The 15,262-nt window shown below is 45.9% G+C and carries 17 protein-coding genes; 8 read left to right on the forward strand and 9 right to left on the reverse strand.

Features of this window, described 5'->3' with window-relative positions; genetic code table 11:
• Positions 1-202: 202 nt before the first annotated feature.
• Positions 203-2,149: an FAD-dependent oxidoreductase gene (locus FE296_RS24565; protein WP_223869019.1), complete on the reverse strand. Its 1,947-nt coding sequence runs from the start codon at positions 2,147-2,149 to the stop codon at positions 203-205.
• A 436-nt stretch (positions 2,150-2,585) separates the two neighbouring features.
• Between FE296_RS24565 and FE296_RS24570 the strand changes: the two genes are divergently transcribed.
• The gene (locus FE296_RS24570) at positions 2,586-3,257 is read left to right on the forward strand and encodes a 3'-5' exonuclease (RefSeq protein WP_150366646.1); all 672 of its coding nucleotides are present in this window, start codon (positions 2,586-2,588) and stop codon (positions 3,255-3,257) included.
• Between the two features lie 57 nt (positions 3,258-3,314).
• On the opposite strand, the gene FE296_RS24575 is transcribed toward FE296_RS24570, so the two are convergent.
• From FE296_RS24575 to FE296_RS33005, 3 genes are all read right to left on the reverse strand, one after another.
• A complete protein-coding gene (locus FE296_RS24575; RefSeq protein ID WP_167483751.1) occupies positions 3,315-4,286 on the reverse strand; it encodes a helix-turn-helix transcriptional regulator in 972 nt (323 codons plus the stop codon).
• Between the two features lie 151 nt (positions 4,287-4,437).
• Positions 4,438-5,142 carry a hypothetical protein gene (locus FE296_RS24580; RefSeq protein ID WP_124117095.1) on the reverse strand — a complete coding sequence of 235 codons (705 nt, stop codon included), beginning with the start codon at positions 5,140-5,142 and terminating at the stop codon, positions 4,438-4,440.
• A gap of 207 nt (positions 5,143-5,349) precedes the next feature.
• Positions 5,350-5,517 carry a hypothetical protein gene (locus FE296_RS33005; protein WP_190945519.1) on the reverse strand — a complete coding sequence of 56 codons (168 nt, stop codon included), beginning with the start codon at positions 5,515-5,517 and terminating at the stop codon, positions 5,350-5,352.
• 330 nt (positions 5,518-5,847) lie between these two features.
• Between FE296_RS33005 and FE296_RS24585 the strand changes: the two genes are divergently transcribed.
• The 6 genes from FE296_RS24585 to queF all read left to right on the forward strand — a co-directional run bounded on the left by FE296_RS24585 (position 5,848) and on the right by queF (position 9,994).
• Positions 5,848-6,303 (forward strand): hypothetical protein, encoded by a 456-nt coding sequence (locus FE296_RS24585; RefSeq protein WP_124117096.1) that lies wholly within the window; start codon positions 5,848-5,850, stop codon positions 6,301-6,303.
• A gap of 18 nt (positions 6,304-6,321) precedes the next feature.
• A complete protein-coding gene (locus FE296_RS24590; protein ID WP_036668803.1) occupies positions 6,322-7,026 on the forward strand; it encodes an AIM24 family protein in 705 nt (234 codons plus the stop codon).
• 386 nt (positions 7,027-7,412) lie between these two features.
• Positions 7,413-8,090: a 7-cyano-7-deazaguanine synthase QueC gene (gene queC / locus FE296_RS24595; protein WP_150366675.1), complete on the forward strand. Its 678-nt coding sequence runs from the start codon at positions 7,413-7,415 to the stop codon at positions 8,088-8,090.
• Complete coding sequence (gene queD / locus FE296_RS24600) at positions 8,087-8,578, forward strand: 6-carboxytetrahydropterin synthase QueD (protein WP_100530025.1); 492 nt, start codon at positions 8,087-8,089, stop codon at positions 8,576-8,578. Before queC ends, queD begins: the two co-directional genes overlap by 4 nt.
• Complete coding sequence (gene queE, locus FE296_RS24605; RefSeq protein WP_124117098.1) at positions 8,571-9,344, forward strand: 7-carboxy-7-deazaguanine synthase QueE; 774 nt, start codon at positions 8,571-8,573, stop codon at positions 9,342-9,344. The genes queD and queE overlap by 8 nt, the downstream gene beginning before the upstream one ends.
• Positions 9,345-9,502: 158 nt before the next feature.
• On the forward strand, positions 9,503-9,994 hold the full coding sequence (gene queF, locus FE296_RS24610) for a preQ(1) synthase (protein ID WP_124117099.1): 492 nt from the start codon (positions 9,503-9,505) through the stop codon (positions 9,992-9,994).
• A 363-nt stretch (positions 9,995-10,357) separates the two neighbouring features.
• On the opposite strand, the gene FE296_RS24615 is transcribed toward queF, so the two are convergent.
• Positions 10,358-10,570: a hypothetical protein gene (locus FE296_RS24615; protein WP_150366647.1), complete on the reverse strand. Its 213-nt coding sequence runs from the start codon at positions 10,568-10,570 to the stop codon at positions 10,358-10,360.
• Between the two features lie 210 nt (positions 10,571-10,780).
• Here FE296_RS24615 and FE296_RS24620 point away from each other — a divergent pair, with 210 nt between their 5' ends.
• Positions 10,781-12,055 carry an MFS transporter gene (locus tag FE296_RS24620; RefSeq protein WP_124117101.1) on the forward strand — a complete coding sequence of 425 codons (1,275 nt, stop codon included), beginning with the start codon at positions 10,781-10,783 and terminating at the stop codon, positions 12,053-12,055.
• Positions 12,056-12,180: 125 nt separating this feature from the next.
• Here the strand turns inward: FE296_RS24620 and FE296_RS24625 are convergent, their stop codons facing one another.
• From FE296_RS24625 to FE296_RS33535, 4 genes are all read right to left on the reverse strand, one after another.
• Entirely contained in the window at positions 12,181-12,669 is a 489-nt protein-coding gene (locus tag FE296_RS24625; protein WP_124117102.1) for a prolyl-tRNA synthetase associated domain-containing protein, read from the reverse strand.
• A gap of 58 nt (positions 12,670-12,727) precedes the next feature.
• Entirely contained in the window at positions 12,728-13,573 is an 846-nt protein-coding gene (locus FE296_RS24630) for an EcsC family protein (protein WP_124117103.1), read from the reverse strand.
• Between the two features lie 195 nt (positions 13,574-13,768).
• Entirely contained in the window at positions 13,769-14,749 is a 981-nt protein-coding gene (locus FE296_RS24635) for a glycoside hydrolase family 43 protein (protein ID WP_150366648.1), read from the reverse strand.
• Positions 14,750-15,073: 324 nt separating this feature from the next.
• A partial coding sequence (locus FE296_RS33535; RefSeq protein ID WP_223869020.1) for a hypothetical protein occupies positions 15,074-15,262 on the reverse strand: 189 nt, incomplete at its 5' end.

Below are 15,262 nucleotides of genomic sequence, written 5' to 3' on the forward strand. Positions count from 1 at the left end.
ACGGGCCCTGCCGGCGGAGGTTGCAACCCTGTATGGGCATTCTCTTCCGCAGCTCGCGAGGTAGGAATTATGAAGCAGCTACAGGAACCTTGCACCACACTGTTCCCTCTCTGTTGAAGCTGGCATGCACAATCATGTCCTCGTTATAACGCTGTTATCATTTTTGACCACATTAGTTCATTTACAAGTAATTGTCAACCAATTAGTCGAATACAACTCCAGAATAATACTCCACTACATCACGAATGAGCATAAACGCATCCCCATTGGTAAGATTGTTCTTGTCAGCAATGCCAGCAAGCGTGTTGGCACTTATAAAGTTTTGCGTTTGTAATTGAGCAAGTGCCTGTTCAAGTGAAGTTTCCGTTTCTGAAGATCCCATTGCCAGACACAACATATACGCAGCCTGATCCAACGTTAAAGGTAGGGTTACGGCATTCTCCATATTTGCTAGAGCTTGGTCGGCACTGCCTGTGTAGGCTTCTGGAAACATCGCTTGCATTCTTTTCAATTTACTTAAAAATCGTTCTGGATTCATTCCTTTATCCAGTTCCCAACCATCGTTATTATAATTGCCTGAAGTCATATACATACTCGCTGCAGCCAGCAATCCCTTGTAATCCTTATGCTCCATATAATCAGGCTGCTCGAAACGATGAACTTTCAGATCCATACCCTGATTCTCCAGCATCTTACGCAGTTCAGATGCTCGCTCTTCGGAAGTTGAGAGTTCGCGGAAGGACTCCTTATGGATATATGCCAGCTTGACCGCCGCTCCTGCTGCTTCTCCCTCTGCCATTCCCAGTGGGACAACTCTTGCACTACCGTGTGGGATTGTATCAAAACTTGCTGCACGTCCAACGACGAGTAAACCATCAACCTTTAGCGGTACAAGCGAGCGAAAGGGTACACCATATTGAATCGGACTCAACATAATCGTGCCGGGATTTCCAACACTCGTGCTCTGAATATCAATATCGTATGAGCCGTATCCAATGGCATCCCAATGATCACGATTTTCCATGACATCAGCTAATGTTAATCGGTACTCGCCATAGATATGACGTGACTCCCTCACGTAAAGCTCGTCTGCTGTTCCAGCATATTGTAGCCCTGCAAATTCATCATAATTTTTCTTCAGAAAATCAACAATTAGTGGGGCTTCTTTACGCCCGATTTCCAGACCTTTTTTCACAGATATCGGATCTAACGGATCTACCCCAAAGATTTGCATCGTATTAATCAAGATTGTATCATCATTTTGTCTTCCGATATTCAGACTTCGAATCTTAATATGTTGTGGATTGGAGGATTCATATTTTCTAGCATCACCGTACCCCCAAGCACTCATCTTATCAACCCCGGTTCCCTCTCTTTCCCTAAACTTTTGCCATACCTCATCAGTAACACCGCTCAGCTTGAATACAAGCGTAGAGACCATTTTGGATTTACCGTCTCCAATATCTTGTCTACCTATGGAATATGGAACTCCTGCAGCGGCTGCAATATCCGCATCTTGCGTTGCATCAATGATGGAGCGGGTTGAGACCTGAACCGTTGTTCCATCTTCTTTAGTAATGCTCATACCCGTTATTGTCGTGTGATCTCCCGTAGATGGTTCAGTAAGGGGAACTAATTCCTTAGCATTCATCAACAGGTCAATATTAGGTTCAGAACGAACCATCCGATAGAAAATGTTAGCCGCTGTATTGGTATCAAATGAACTACCCTCGATCTGGTCAAACCATTCCTGGAAAATGCCTTTGTTCAAAAAATCAGGCTGCCGCAAACTACTCAATAACTGCGGTTGTTCAGGGGAATAATTTAGATCCAGCGTATTAAGACCTCCCTCGGTCAACAATCCTCCCAACATGTTGCGATCTCTTGCTTCCACCAGCAATACACGCATCCCATTACGAGCAGCTGATAAGGCAGCGGTAATACCTTCAGGGTCCGTTCCAGCTACAATCACGTTATAGGAATCTTTCAAGGTTAATGTAGATTCTACGTTCTCCAGTGGCTGCCATACATAATTATTATTAAATTTATAATTCTTGTTCCAAATATAAAATGCACCATATGCAGCGCTCATTAAAACAATAAACACACTAGCTGTAATGGCTGTTATTTTCAATTTTCTACTAATCAAAGACACAAACCTCCATATGTACTTTAAATTCAATAATACTAACTCGTGAGTAGTTTTCCTATGTTATAGCAACAACCAACTAACTTTTTCTCCTTTCCTACATGAGTATGCTATAAACAATAAAAAAACTCCCCAACACTTTAAACGGTGTTAGGAAGTTTTGATAATAAGACGAAAAATTCTACTTTTATGTTGCCATAAATACAAACAAAACATAGGAAAGTCCCTAACTTTCCTCATTATAACGACCACTTTTTGCGAAGTAAAGACTTACCAAAACCGGAAATGCATTAGAAAGATCATTAAACACTCAGACTGTTTCGTTCATCCTGACTACAATGAATTCTCTAGCGATGGCTGACATGGCAGCACGTTCCCTGTAATATAGAGAAATAGAAATCTATCACAGGTATTAATCGATAAAGGAGCTTGTCCTATGCCATATATCATATATGATCTTGAATTCACGGTAAGCCGCAATACTCGCTATTCTTCTGAAATTATTGATATCGGTGCCGTCAAAGTTACGGAAAGTGCGGATGGATTGGTTGTAACGGATACGTTCCATACGTATGTTCGTCCTTCCAATAAGTCTGTTCTGTCCACTGACACGATTCAGTTTACAGGTATCCAGCAGAAAGATATTGATGCAGCCCCTCTTTTTCCGGCAGCATTGAACCAATTCATTGCCTGGATGGGAAGTGACCCCTATTACATGTGTTCCTGGGGACCCGATGACCGTAGCAAACTGATCTCTCATTGTCGCACCCATCAACTTGATGTGGCCTGGATCACCAATCATAACGATCTCCAGCAACAATGGTCCCGCACCGTTCGTAAAGAAGGCAAGTTCCGCCAACTCGGACTCGCTCAGGCTCTTGAAATCTGCGGAATTGAATTTGATGGTACCCAGCACCGTGCCTTGGATGATGCCATTAATACAGCCAAGGTGTTTATGCATCAATTTGACCGATTCACTCTCGAAAACAACTGTGCAGCCGATGATGAGGGCATTACATCCAAGGTTGTCTATTCCAGCTCCACAGAAGATGAAGAGAAAGAATCCCCTTTTGGCAATCTGGCAAGCCTTTTCAAAACCAAAGAGTAACCGTCAACAGCACAGTACTTAATCGTGTTTTGCCTTAGGATAGGTGGCATTCTAATCTCAACTTTTATTGTACATTTGTTGCCAATAGTTTAGGCGTTCTTTCATCTTGATGCGGCACATCTCAGGTTCGAGAATTTCCGCATCAGGTCCATATTTAGATATCCATACGAGAAATTCGTCAACATCACTTAATATGGCTTCAAATAACAGGCTACCTTCCGGTTCAATGGTTAGGATGGGTCGCATAAAAAATTGCTCCTGCATCACACGCTCCACAGCATGAGGTGCAAATCGAATTTTGAACGCAGTCCACTCCGTACTTCCCTCGTATGCCCAAGGAATGCGGAAGTGCGATTGCATCAGATAATCCTCTTTGCGAAACGTGCGTGGCAATATCCGTATCCTTTGCAGCCGGCTCACCTGAAATATTCGAAGTTTCTCCGACAGGTGACAATACCCTAACAGCTCAAATCTGTATTCACGAGGGATAAGACAGTAAGGATCTATGCGTACGATCCCTTTTTTACCTTGAGACAGATACTCCCCTTCAATGGTGTTCTGTGAAATGCCAGCCTGAAGCAGGGTAATCAGGGATTGATTCTGCGAATCGTTGTTTTCATTTTGCCATGCGGGCAATCCCGCTTTGAACAATCCACTAATTTGCTCCGACCATTCCACTCGTTCTGTTTTGTTTTTCTGACTCGCAGCAACCACTTTCTCATAAGCGCTCTCAAAAGCAGGTTTCAGCAAAGGACGAATATTCTCCATAACTTCAGCAAGATGCATGAAAGCTTGGGCTTCTTCATCAGACCAATTTAGCGGATACATGGCAAATTGGCTGATAAACATGTACCCTTGCCCGTGTCCCATATTGGCGATCGGGATATGCATTGCACTGAGGGCCTCCATGTCGCGGTATATCGTCCTTTCCGTCGTCTCGCATCGCTGGGCAAGCTCACGTGCCAATATGCCCGGCTTCGCCTGCACCAGTGTGATAATGCGCATTAATCGGATTAGTCGGTCTGTCATTTTGCCGGACCCTCCACGATGTTGTTTCAATAAATTTGATACAACTCCATCCATTGTTTAATATGATATTGATACATACATTCGACCTTCTCCTAAACTTCACCTTCAAATATGTAGACTCTCTCTATACCGTTACCATCTGAAATCAACCCTATTCCCCTAATATCTTTTTTTCACGATCATGATATCCTGTTGTAAACGTTATCTCATAGTGATAACGCAACTTTTCAACGATCTCGGCTTCCGTGTAATAGTCCAGATCTTGCTTCCGTGCAGCTTCAATTAACAACGCATCAGCACGACGACGCAACATATTACTTCCCTCTTGAACCCGGCCTCTTTCGTAGGCGCGCAGGGCTTGTTTGATCAGGGGCACGGTTTCACTTAATTTGATCGTCTTCTCCACCTTGGGATCTTCCGGCTGTCGCAACATGCCCAGATGACTGGTGTACTGAATATACAACTGTTCTCTTCGTAACAATACACGTTGACTTTGCTTCAACTTCCTTGTGCTCCAGTAGGCTGAACATACGGCAGCTTTTCCTGATGCATGGGGTCCCATGACGAATTCAAGCAAAATTTGTTTACTTTCTCCCTTGTACATATCCCCAAGCCTCAATAACCAGCCAATATCCGTTTCTTTGGAACGACATCCATAGATGCCTTTTAGCTGTACTCCATATTCCGGTTTGAGCAAAAGTTCCAAATCTCTTGATACAATTTTGGGTGCTATTTTCCTAAGTCTTTTGGCAGGGGCACCGTTACGCCACTCTACCATCATATATACGGGGTCGGCTCCCCCTGTCGGTATGGCCTCTTTATTCCACGAATAAGATACTTCAAAGACTGAGTTCACTGGTAGTCTCTCCCCCGATTTATATGTATTATCTTCTAAGTTATCAGGGTGAATGGACACTATATTGTCACGGAACACATGTTCTCATTAAATTTTTCCAATATATTAGTTTTATATCCCTAAATCCGTCTCAATACGACAATAAACGACGAAAAAGCCTGGCACTAGGCCAAGCTTATCAATCACTTATCTATGACAAGTCCCAAATTAAACAGTAGGATGATCGATTCCCATTTTGTGTAAATATTGCACACCATCTGCTTCGTTCACCGGTGCATAGGTGACACTATCAATGACCAGCTTACGCCCTACTGGCACTCCATTCACAGTGATCATGATTGTTTTGGTTGATGTGTTCTGATCTGTTGTGTACATATGTTTCTACTCCTTCATGTTCACGATCTTATATTCAATCGGATATATTGGTATCGTTCATTAAATTGCGCATTTGTGAATAGCATGCACCCGGAACTGAAGTAAAAGATCTGTAAAACGGTCCGGTGTGCTTGCCTATCGTTCTATTACCCCACAGATTTGTAAGTTAAACAGCCCTGTTCCTAAATCATTTTAAATATTTCGGGTAATAAAACGATATCATCTTGAACCCATCGTCCCGGTTTTGACGTATAATGTAAGAGCCGTATTTCAACAATAGACGACGAATTCGGCGATTGATCTATCTAACCGAAGAAAGAGGTGTTAACAATGCCAAAATCCATTCAGGGTTATTTCATTCGGGTGTTATTCACCACATGCATTCTATTTACCGTTTCGATCGCTTCGACAGCAAGTGCTGCCAGTGCCAATATTTTTACGGATATATACAGCGGATGGGAGCGAGTCTCCGAATTGCCCGGAGAAGTGAACGCTCTGCAGGAAAGTTATAAGCAAACAATGGAGCAATTAAATCAAACGTCTGCTCAGTTGGGACAAGCCCAGGCCAATGTCGAAGCATTTAAGACCCAGAACGAACAACTGCTGGCTCAGAACCAGAAACTCACTGAAATGGTAAGTAAATTACAGGACGACCAGAATGCCAAAGCAGCTACCACCAAACGAATTCAGACGACGATCATCACTGTCGTTTCTCTCATATTGGGTTACTTTATTCTGATTCGTGTGATGCGCTGGGGAATGCGTCGCCGTTCCGGCCGAGTATAAAAGAACAGGAGCAACTGCATGAACATACACCTGAACAATGCTGAAGCAGGCGGAGCAGGACAAGTCGTCACATTTTCACTGATTAAAGATGACCGCCTTCATATTTTGCATCCGCAGCAAATTGTGGCCTTCCGCGGTCCAAGTGGGAGTCGCAATGACAAATTCATGAATATCACGGGCATATATCGCAAAAAAAAGCTGATTAAATCCGAAATCACCGGACCTTGCCAATTTGTGGCTGCCCTGCCTCCCGGATTCACGATGAAGGAAGTGGAGCTCACGGAGGACAGTGACCTGCTCTATGACTTCCGCCACCTGTTCTTCTACTCGGATGGTGTAACCATGCATACCAAAATTCAGAAAATCAAAAACATGCTGATCACCCGTGATGCAGTGAAAATGAAATTTTCCGGCAAAGGCAAGATCGGATTGCTCACTCAAGGCCAGGTCTGCCAACAGGAACTTCACCCAACAGCGCCGCTCTATGTGGATGCTGGCAGTATTATTGCCTATCCCGAAAATGCACATCTTGAACTCACCGTATATGGTAACAACCTTGCCAGTCAGCATATGAATTATCATTGGAAGATGACAGGACATGGGTCTGTACTCTTTCAGGCTGGACGTGAGAATCACCGCTTGGAACAGGATCTTAACGATGAGGGACTGTTCAAACGAATTTTGAAAGAAGTTATCCCTTTCGGCAATGTATTGATCAAATAAACTGATCAAATAAGCTGTTAGTTGATGGAGCCGACCGATTAGCTGCCACTATGCTCCAGTGGGGTGGTCACCACGCGGTTTCATGTTATAATGGTTCAGACAATTGAAGAAGAAAATCCATGCCTGTGGCATGGGAGAGGTTCGCGAACTCCCTCTATAAGACTTGACCATGTGATGGTCAGTATAAGTCTTGCGTACACATTGCGGTCACCATGCAATCATGTACGTAAAAAACTAAGGACACTTACTCTTGCCTGCTTTTTTGAAGCGGTTATCGAGAAAGTGTGTTTTTTGATGGATGCCAGTTCATGAACTTCTCTGTTCTTCCGACACTCTATGCCTATGTGCATGGTTTGATCTCAAGAAGATAGAGAGGTTTTTTTATGTTGAACGAAGAAAAAGCAGTCGTTGTATTCAGCGGCGGTCAGGATAGTACCACGTGTCTGTTCTGGGCCAAACAACAATTTGCCGAAGTCGAGGTTGTTACATTTGATTACGGTCAGCGCCACAAGCTGGAGATTGAATGTGCAGCCGAGATCGCTCGTGATCTGGGCGTACAGCAAACGGTACTCGATATGAGTCTATTAAATCAGCTTGCCCCCAATGCGCTCACTCGCACGGATGTGGAGATTACACATGAAGAAGGCGAACTGCCGAGCACATTTGTAGATGGACGAAATCTGCTGTTCCTCAGTTTTGCGGCCATTATGGCAAAGCAAAAAGGAGCACGTCACCTGGTTACAGGTGTATGCGAGACAGATTTCAGCGGATACCCGGATTGCCGAGATTCATTTGTGAAATCGATGAATGTGACGCTTAATCTGTCGATGGACTATCCATTTGTCATTCACACCCCGCTCATGTGGCTGGACAAAGCCCAAACGTGGAAGATGGCCGATGATCTCGGTGCTTTTGATTATGTACGCGAGCGTACCTTGACCTGTTATAACGGCGTGATCGGCGATGGATGCGGAGAATGCCCTGCCTGCAAACTGCGCAAAGCCGGACTGGATCGTTATGTACAGCAACGTGCTGCCGGATCTACTGGAGTGGATGTACGATGAGAGAGCCAGGAACATTCCGTATTGTAGAGCATCTGCAACGCATCGGAGAAGATATTCTCCCCACCCAGCTGCGCTATCACCGCAAACGTGTGCTTGTAAGCAAAGAATTCACCTTTGACGCAGCACATCACCTGCATTGTTATGAAGGCAAGTGCAAGAACCTGCACGGTCATACGTATAAAGTTATTTTTGGCATTAGCGGTTATCCGGGCGAGACCGGGCTGACGGTTGATTTTGGACATATCAAAGATATATGGAAAACTCAAATCGAGGGATATCTGGATCATCAGTACCTCAACGAGACACTTCCTTTAATGAATACAACGGCTGAAAATATGGTCGTTTGGCTGTTCGAACAGATGGAACATGCGCTCCAGACGGAGCCCTATGCCGGGCTGACCGATGGTGGGCGGACGGAGTTTGTCCGACTCTTCGAGACACCAACCAGTTACGCGGAAGCGAGACGGGAGTGGATGATCCATGAGTAGTGTGACACAGCAGGTGAATGAGACGGGATCTCGCAAAGAGGCTCGTATTCCCGTGATGGAGATTTTTGGTCCGACGGTTCAAGGCGAAGGCATGGTCATCGGGCAAAAAACGATGTTTGTTCGCACCGCGGGCTGCGATTATCGCTGCTCCTGGTGCGACTCGGCCTTTACCTGGGACGGCAGTGGCAAGGACCAGATTCGAATGATTACGCCAGAGGATGTATGGGAAGAATTGCGCCGCGTTGGCGGCACGCGTTTCTCCCATGTCACCATCTCTGGCGGTAATCCCGCCCTGCTCGCTTCGCTGGGCGGGTTGGTTGCCCTGCTGCGGGAGAACGGCATCCGCACCGCGGTGGAGACACAGGGCTCCCGCTGGCAGCCTTGGCTGGCGGACATTGACGAAGTCACTGTCTCGCCTAAGCCACCCAGCTCCGGCATGGACACCGATTGGGCCGTGCTGGATGATCTGATCGGAAGGCTGGCCGCTGGCCCGGTAGAACGAAGTCATAGTCTGAAGATCGTGATCTTCGATGAGACAGACCTGGACTATGCCCGCCGTGTGCATGCACGGTATCCGGGCACGGATTTATTTTTACAAACCGGGAACCCGGATGTGACTTCCGCCGATACGCCAGATCTGGCGTCCTCACTGCTTGCTCGTTATGAGTGGCTGATCGACCAAGTCAGTGCCTCCGATGACCTGAACAATGTTCGTGTGCTTCCACAGCTTCATACGCTGGTATGGGGCAATAAACGCGGCGTCTAATGGGCAGTATGGGTGGAATGGGTGGAATGGGCGGCATGATGTAAGGATGAGGGCGAAAGGTCCTCAGACAATGAAGAGAATTATACAGGCAAAAATTGCCTATTTATATATACCGCGAGGCTTCGGCTTTGACGGAAACAAGGAGCGTTTAATAACCGATGAGACAACCTGATGAGATGCAAGATGTGACGTTGCTGGGCAACCAGAACGTAAAATATACGTTTGAATATGATCCGGGCATCCTGGAGAACTTTGATAACAAACATCCGTACCGCGATTATTTTGTAAAATTCAATTGCCCGGAGTTCACCAGCCTGTGCCCGATTACGGGTCAGCCGGACTTTGCAACGATCTATATCAGTTACATTCCTGATATCAAAATGGTCGAGAGTAAATCACTCAAGCTGTACCTGTTCAGCTTCCGTAACCATGGTGATTTCCACGAGGACTGTGTGAACATCATCATGAACGACCTGATCAAGCTGATGGACCCCCGCTACATCGAAGTATGGGGCAAATTCACACCGCGCGGCGGTATTTCCATTGACCCATATACGAACTATGGTAAGCCGGGAACGAAGTACGAGCAGATGGCCGACCACCGTATGATGAATCATGATATGTATCCGGAGACGATTGATAATCGCTAAATCGTCAGGTTCATCCATTCTGTATAAGATAGAATCATAGAATGCCAAAAGCCGAACTCTGCTATATAAGTTGAACTAAAGATTATTTACACTGACACTACGATGACAGAACAACCTTCCAATTGCTGTTATCCCCAGATTTTTTTACATTCCCTTTTCTAAAAGGGGAAAATCCGGGGATTGCGTATGCTTCCGATGCAGCTTTCTTCAGAAAGCTTTTAGGCGAACGCTTCGCTTTTTCAGGTCTTTTCTGTCCTCTCCGTTACCTTGTAAATGATTAATTCAGCTTATATAGCTTAAGAAGTTCGGCTTTTTAGTTTAACCTGTAGAACCTCCGTCTCTACCCTAAGCTTGGGGTCACTTTCAAGTAGATTGATCTTTATTTAGTTCTTTGACTTTTCTAATGTAATGTCTCAACATCAGCACACCAATTGACTGAAAAATGATAAATATGACGATAGCAGCAAATAGAGATTTCGGTGCTACATAGATAACCTGAAACGTTATTACAGCCATATACAAAATAGTCATCACCAACTCACGTTTGGCGGATTCATAAGGTGATAAGGATTTCATATGTATCCCTCCTCTATCCTTCTTACACATAAATATGGGTCTTCTTACAGTAGATGCCAAAGTAATACGTTTCTTTTGTAAATGTACGTTTTCTCTTGTTCCCCTTGTCGGTCCAATCAATCTATCCTATTATGTAACAATATGCTTACATGCATAGAATACAACATCAGGCGCTGATCCCTCGTGACCGCGACCAAAGGAGAATTGTACATGTCTACACAATCCACATTAACCAAGGACGCCGCAGCGCGTTCGAAAGCCCCACCCGGATCGGATGCCCAAAGCACCGTATACCGGATACTTATTGCCATCAGTTTGGTCCATCTATTCAATGATTCGATCCAGTCGGTTATTCCCGCCATTTTTCCGATTCTGAAAGATTCCATGCATCTCACGTATACTCAGATCGGATGGATCTCATTTGCTATCAACTTTACCGCTTCCATTATGCAGCCTGTCGTAGGCTGGTTTGCTGATAAAAAACCGACACCATCTATCCTGCCCATTGGCATGGGTTTTACATTTACCGGTATGTTGCTGTTGGCCTTCGCCGACAGTTATATGGCTGTCCTGATCTCTGTGATATTTGTCGGTCTGGGTTCCGCTGCTTTCCATCCCGAAGGTTCGCGTGTATCACACATGGCTGCCGGTCAACGCCGTGGACTGGCACAGTCCATCTTCCAGGTTGGTGGTAACGCTGGGCAATCGCTTGCCCCATTGCTTACACGCTGGATCTTTATCCCGTTTGGACTGTTCGGAGCCATTGGATTCACAGGCATTGCTGCCATGGGGATTGCAGTTCAAATCTACATAGCCCGTTGGTATGGACGTATGCTGCAATCGGGAGGATATCTGCGTAGACAGGCTGCTGCTCGTCGTGCACCCAATCCTGCTTTGCGCAAAAAGATTACTGCCGCCATCACGATATTAATCTTGCTTGTTTTTGTTCGCTCCTGGTATATCGCTTCCATCGGCAGCTTCTATGCGTTTAATCTGAAAGATACTTTTGGATTGTCCACAGAGGACGCGCAGATCTATATTTTCTTGTTCCTGGCTGCTGGAGCACTTGGTACGTTCTTCGGAGGCCCACTGGCAGATCGATTCGGCAAACGTAATCTGATCTTCCTGTCCATGGCTGGAGCTGCTCCGCTGGCGCTGTTGCTGCCCTATGCGAATCTGTTCTGGACAGGTGTACTGCTTACCATTATTGGTTTTATCATGTTATCCAGCTTCTCAGTTACGGTTGTGTACGCGCAAATGCTGATTCCGGGCAAAATCGGAACGGTTTCCGGTCTAATTACTGGTCTTGCATTTGGTATGGGAGGCTTGGGCGCACTCGTGCTGGGCAACTGGATTGACGTTTTCGGTGTATCACCGGTAATGCAGATGTGCAGCTTCCTGCCCCTGCTCGGGATCTTCACGTTCCTGCTTCCATCCGATAAATTACTGAATATCTGGGCTAAAGAAAATGGTAGTGAAGAGTAACCTGCATTTGCAAGCAATTTAAAAAGTTTAACCATAATAAAAAGGTTCCCGCCAACTCTGTATATACAGAACGGCAGAAACCTTTTTTTGTTATATTTGTTTTCTCGTATTTAGCTACAAACGTTCTATTCAACATCACACATGACAACGCTGCTGCCATGAGCTGTGATCAGTGCCTGAACATCTTCAAATTCAAGGAATACCGTCGCCGTATTTTCCATCGGATGAATTCCGATTTTCTGACCGACTAGATCCTTGTCAAAAACTACGGTCACGTTTTTCTGAATATTATTGAGAACTCCGATAGGGTTGACGTGCCCTTTTTCCAATCGGAGGAATTCCAACAAATCCTTTTCACTGGCAAAACTTAATTTGCGGCTAGGTATCTTTTCGCTTAAACTCCTCAAATCAACGGACTTCGTTCCAGCAATCGTCACCAGATAATAGTTGCGCTTCTTGTCATCACGCAGAAACAGATTTTTAACGATATGTTCTGTATGTGGAATTTGATAAGAGAATATTTCTTCCATCGTATATACTGCGGGATGTTCAATACTTTCGTAAACGATATTATTGCGATCCAAAAGATCATAGAACCCCTGTTTGTTTAACATATCAAATTCAACTCTTTCAATATAAATATTCTTCTGTAATATAACTTCTTCTGTAATGTTACTTCAAACGCTGAAGGATCAGCCGTTTTTTGTACAGCATTTTACCTGCTTCGGCTACATCACGGATCGTATTTTTGTTGCTTACTGAACCAAATACCATGCCGGCAATAGGCACGAGTTGGAACAGTTTTTTCCAACCAAAGGATTCACTGTAGGAGTTAAACACTTCCCGCCAGCCCTGCATCTGCGATACCACTTCAATTGGCTTGTCCGGATCGTCGTAGGCGGCCAGTTCTTCAATGATCGCTTTCTTGCCTACAATATCAGCGGAAGAGAATTGCAGACATTTGACAATAAAGATGCGCTCCAGCGGTTCATCTGGATCATACCCGTAACATAGAGCCATCTCTTGCAGTACCTTCAAGGAAAGCCCCATCACCATCGGAATATCTGCTGCTATGGTTACAATGCCACCAAACCCTGTAGCTGCTCCCTGAGCCGCGGCAAACTTGGTTCGACTCTCTGTGATGTTATCAGCCACCTGGTCCAGCACCTGAAGTGGCAGATTCTCTACACTATGAATCTTCGCTGTCCCCTCCGCTTCAGCATCCTGCTCCAGACGATAGGTCGTATCCATCATGGAATAACCGGACTTCTCGGCTTCCTCTTGCAGCAGCTTGGCTACCTTTTTCTTCTGTACAAGGAACTTGCCTCCATTCTGCACATACTGACCCACGTCGTTCAGGGAATCTCCGATCTTCTGTTTCAGCGCTTTAGGCATCACTTTATCCAACATCGCAAAGGGCAAACGCCCGATTTTATCCCAAATAAACAAGTCTTTCTGCTGTTTCTCCCATTTCAAAATCTGTTCAAGCTCCAAGTCCAATGTCTCGCGTGAATCCATATGTGATCCTCCTAATAAGTTCTACTTCGTAATCTGTATCTTTCTCATACGCAGAGGTCATCGTTGTGGTTGCTTTGTTTTGTATCCAAGACATCGATACTCAGACTGCTCTATCTTATCGTTCACATACAGAAGAGCCCTTAATCAGCATCACTCGCTAACCAAGGGCTCTCGTATGAAAGGTTACACGTCCTCTTATTTTGCTTCTGCTACTGCTTTTCCATCTGGAACCGGAACACCGAAATCAGGTGTGCCATCTTCACGCCAACGAATCACTTGAGCTCGAGCGTGGCGGTTCGGATCATACAAGGGATCACCCTCGATGTCTTTGTAATTACGCGCATGGTAAATCAGAATATCGGTCTTGCCATCCGGTGACACCGTAAAGCTGTTATGACCCGGGCCGTATTGGCCGTTCGCTTCACAAGTCTGGAATACCGGCTCGGGTGATTTCGCCCAGCTGGCCGGATCAAGCAAATCGGCATTTTCATCTGCGGTAAGCAGACCCATGCAATAATTGTAATCGGTCGCGCTGGCCGAGTAGCCGATAAACACCCGCCCATTCCGATGCATCACGGCTGCTCCTTCATTGACCTTAAAGCCGATGATCTCCCAATCGTACTCTGGCGTAGAGATCATAACCTGTTCGCCGCGTATCGTCCATGGGTTTTCCATTTCGGCAATGTATAGGTTCGAGTTGCCCACAATATCGGGATCTTTCTGCGCCCAGACCAGATAGCGGATTCCCTTATGTTCAAAGGTCGTTGCATCCAGCGCGAATGATTCCCACCGTGTGTGTATCTGTCCCTTTTCTACCCACTCTCCTTCGAGTGGATTCGCGGAATCGTTCTCCAGAACATACATACGGTGATCGAACAGTCCTTCGTTGGTCTCACTGGTGTGAGCCGCAGCGTAGTGTATGTACCATTTGCCATCGATAAAATGAATCTCCGGTGCCCAGATGTTGGCACTCATCGGCCCCGTGTCACGCTTGGTCCAAGCCGTTACCGGCTCAGCATCTCTTAACTCTTCCAAAGTCTCAGCTCGCCGGATCTCAATCCGATCAAAGGCTGGTACAGAAGCGGAGAAATAATAGTAACCGTCTGTATGACGGTACACCCACGGATCAGCACGCTGCTCCAGGATGGGATTAGTAAATGTAATAGAATCAGTCATGGGAATGCTCCCCTTTCAAATGTTGTTTGGCTCGAAGTTGGGGAATGTAACCCAATTGCGAAAAAAGCGAAAACCTTTTTGGGTGTTGCACAGCGGACGTTCGGGGGTGGCAGGGCCTTGATGCTCTCTTGTCCTCCGATTTCTTTTTATCACCGCTCCTGGCGGTTGAAATCGGATGCCAAACTCGCTCCTGCGGCTCCTTCCTCCCCCTCACTGCTTGTGCACCCTCGGAGCGGCAGCTCACTCTTATCGCGCTCGCTGGATTACAACTCAACTTCGAGCCATTGTGTGGCTCGGTCTTATGGGGTTGACCGCTTCGCAGGGTCAACTCTCCCCATGTAATGCAAGGCTAGCCGCAGAGCTATAGGCTAGCTTTGCATGCACAGCGGACGTTCGGGGGCGGCAGGGCCTTGGCGCTCTCTTGTCCTCCGATTTCTTTTCCCACCGCTCCTGGCGGTTGAAATCGGATGCCAAACTCACCCCTGCGGCTCCTTCCTCCCCCTCACTGCTTGT

Source organism: Paenibacillus sp. UASWS1643 (assembly GCF_008693195.1).
Lineage (GTDB): Bacteria > Bacillota > Bacilli > Paenibacillales > Paenibacillaceae > Paenibacillus > Paenibacillus amylolyticus_B.